Below are 3,186 nucleotides of genomic sequence, written 5' to 3'. Positions count from 1 at the left end.
ATAAGGCCTCAGCTAGGTTAATAGCCTGTTCGTTTTCTGCATCGTTTTCTATTACTTTTGGTAGATACTCGGCTAGTAACCTTCCGTAGGTATCACGGTTTAAAGTAAGGGTCATTTTTCCACTCATCTTTGTCATACTCCCCGTGAGTCAAAATGTACTTGATGTAAATTACTTGGTCTTTGTAAACGCTATCTACAATTAAACGATAGGGATTACCTTTGATATTAAAGACCGTGAAATTACCAACGGCTTCTGCTTGAGAATACACAGCTTGAACTTCAGCCAGGTTTTTCCACTCTGCTTTACTAGCAATTTTATACCAAGTATTAATGGCATTAACAGCATCGGCGTGTTTTCCAGAAAATCGCCGCAGTTGTTTACGGCTGATGATGTGCATATTCTTATTGATTTAGAATAGCTATTGTATTCTAGTTTATCATAGTCTTATTTGCGCCACCAACCCGATGTCGGGGGGGCAGGGGGGGGTGAGGGCGATTAACCATCTCTGCCATTACTTATGAAAAATGGTATTATCCAACAGAGTTTTTAGATTTATTCAGCAAACCCTAATTACAAACACTTACTTAACATCATTTTACCGTTCCCCGTTCTCTTAATCCTCTTTCAGATCGCCAATCAGCAACGAATCGGGAGAGTTTGCTGATAGCCAAGGGCTAAGAGATGACAGAGTTGGTGATATAGTAACTAAAGATCACACTTAAATCTAACCTTGCCATAGATGCACAAATCTCGAATCTGGCAACCCCAAAAATCTCCCGTCTCTAACATCAGTTTTAGCGATGAAATGAGGTAAGAATTTTGACGAAAATACTTAGCGATCGCATGGCCGTTTATCTGCTCATCGGTGGACTCCTGTTTAGAATAATCATCGCCTTGGGGCTTTATCCCGGTTACGATGAAGCCTATTATTATGTTTACAGCCATAATCTAGATTGGAGTTATTTCGATCATCCGCCAATAGTAGCGATTTCCACGGGTTTTGGGACTTGGATCACCGGATTAGTCAATCAATTTACCATTCGCTTCGGGACTCTCCTGCTCTATACTGGCAGCCTCTGCTTGCTGTATCTGACGGCTTTAAAATTGTTCAGTCTGCCGGTCGCCAGAATGACTTTAGCGATCGCCACTCTCATCCCCATCTATGGGATCGTCTTCGGGATTCTCTCGCAGCCAGATAGTCCTTTAATCTTTTTTTGGTCATTAACAGTCTATTTAGCTGCCCAAGAATTCTGGCCAATTCGGGAAAAAAACTATCATCCTAGCTATCGTCTCGCTTATATTGGACTTGCCGTAGGATTGGCGGTTTTAAGTAAATATCACGGCTTTATTTTGGGCTTTGGTTTAGTTTTATTTTGTCTGACCACTCCCCGCTATTGGCCTGTATTTAGATCGCCCTGGTTAGGATTAGGATTTATTCTCTTTTTGATAACTTTATTGCCGATTATCTACTGGAATATTAACCATGATTGGATTTCCTTTCGCTTTCATTTAGAAGACCGTTTTTCTGGAGAAACGAAAACCTTTAATATTCTTGGTATTCTCTCGGTTGTTGGCATTAGTATCGCCACGATGTTTCCTCCTTTCGGTCTGCCGATGTGGTGGGTGACATTTAAAAGCTTTGCCGAACAAATTCCTAACTTTATCTCGAAAAAAAGATTTTTTCATCGAGAAGAAGAATCACTAAAAAAATGGTTAATTCTCTCGGTTTCTCTGCCCTTAATCCTGGGAATGCTTTATGTGGGTGCTTCCCATTATCTCGCCCCTAGTTGGATTTTACCTGGGTTCTGGTCCTGTACAATTTTATTAGGAGAAAAGGTCAATACTTGGCAGCAATCTTCTCGAATCTGGGTAAAAAGATGGTTATGGGGATCGGGAATTTTTATCGTTACTATTTTATCTATAGCAATGCTTCACGTTACTTTTGGCACTTTCCAAAAACCTAGTCAATACGCAATTTTTGGGGGAATTATTGCCCCAGAACAAGACCCTTCTCGGGAAATTGTCGATATCAATCAACTGCGCCAAGGCTTTGCTAATTCGCCCGAATTATTAGCACTCTTAAAAGATTCTAGCTTCGTTTTTACCCATAGTTTTTATGTGACAGCATGGCTAGATATGGCCCTTTATCCCCTAGTTCCTATTCCCGTCACCTGTTTTAACAACGATCAAAGGGGTTATCAAATTTGGTTTAATCCTCAAGAATGGATCGGTAAAAATGGTTTATTAATTACTACAAATAGTTCTCTAGAAAGACCGGAAATAATCGATCGCTACCGTCCCTATTTCCAAGATATAACTAAAGTAGCTGTCATTCCGATCAAGCGCGGTGGTGTCACCATCGAACAATTTCATGTTTACCAAGCTAAAGGACTAATTAAAACTTATCCTTAAAGCAGTTATAGCGGGTAGGGGATAGATAAAATAGTTCATAGATACTGATAACTTCTATCTCCTGAATTTTGTAAACTTTTTTACTTTTTGCTTGATAAATATGTCCATTCATCGAGTGCGTATTGCTAGAGATAAAGGGGAATTTGTCCAGTCCTTAGTTAATTTTAATCAGGGAATTGGCCCCTTTCAAACCTATGCTGATGTCATCGCTTTTGCGGCGGCTTTAGGGGTAAAATATCAGGAGAGGGTGGCGATAGAAAATGTAGCGAAGGAACCCTCACCTATTAACCTAGAAATTTTTATTTCTCGTGGCTACGATACCCTAATCAAATTATTGGCAGTCAATGAATTCCAAGACACGAAAATTCTTTCTCCCCACGGGGTAGATTCGGAAGCTTTGCGAGTGACAATTTTCGAGGAATATGCCAACGCCGGTTTAGCAAGATTAGAACGAGAATTGCGCGGTGCGGTGGATTATACTGAAAGATTATTGTTAATTATCAGTCAGGAACGTTTTCGAGAAATTACTGCCACAACGGAATTCGATTTAGGCAGATTTTTGTAGTAGAAATCTTATCCCTAACTCTCCTGACTCCTAACCCCACCAATAAACTTTTTCAGCAGACCCTACTTAGGGTTTGCTGAATAAATCTAAAAACCTTGTTGGGTAAGACTTTTAGACTTTTTGTCAATCAAAAAGTACCGGGCATGGGAGTGATCAGGGGGAAAATTCCTGGACTTTTTCCCTGAAAATTAGGTAATTGGCCCCCTCA

3 protein-coding genes and 1 pseudogene are annotated in these 3,186 nt (G+C 40.2%); 2 read left to right on the top strand and 2 right to left on the bottom strand.

Annotation, left to right across the window (positions count from 1 at the left end):
- Both O9332_RS22755 and O9332_RS22750 read right to left on the bottom strand, forming a co-directional pair.
- A pseudogene (locus O9332_RS22755) lies at positions 1-127 on the bottom strand (transcriptional regulator); the annotation flags it as partial.
- Entirely contained in the window at positions 93-398 is a 306-nt protein-coding gene (locus tag O9332_RS22750; RefSeq protein ID WP_288027550.1) for a type II toxin-antitoxin system HigB family toxin, read from the bottom strand. The gene O9332_RS22750 and the pseudogene O9332_RS22755, both read right to left, overlap by 35 nt.
- Before the next feature lie 422 nt (positions 399-820).
- Between O9332_RS22750 and O9332_RS22745 the strand changes: the two genes are divergently transcribed.
- Both O9332_RS22745 and O9332_RS22740 read left to right on the top strand, forming a co-directional pair.
- Entirely contained in the window at positions 821-2,413 is a 1,593-nt protein-coding gene (locus O9332_RS22745) for an ArnT family glycosyltransferase (RefSeq protein WP_288027549.1), read from the top strand.
- A gap of 100 nt (positions 2,414-2,513) precedes the next feature.
- Entirely contained in the window at positions 2,514-2,978 is a 465-nt protein-coding gene (locus O9332_RS22740; protein ID WP_002760679.1) for a DNA phosphorothioation-associated protein 4, read from the top strand.
- The last annotated feature ends 208 nt before the right edge of the window (positions 2,979-3,186 follow it).

This window comes from Microcystis sp. LE19-10.1B, assembly GCF_027530565.1.
Classification (GTDB): Bacteria; Cyanobacteriota; Cyanobacteriia; order Cyanobacteriales; family Microcystaceae; genus Microcystis; species Microcystis aeruginosa.
The sequence above is the reverse complement of the archived record's forward strand: the minus strand, read 5'-3'. Positions and strand labels throughout refer to the sequence as shown.

Coding starts and splice junctions, on each gene's coding strand:
- O9332_RS22750 (WP_288027550.1), bottom strand. CDS start 398: ATGCACATCATCAGCCGTAAACAACTGCGGCGATTTTCTGGAAAACAC.
- O9332_RS22740 (WP_002760679.1), top strand. CDS start 2,514: ATGTCCATTCATCGAGTGCGTATTGCTAGAGATAAAGGGGAATTTGTC.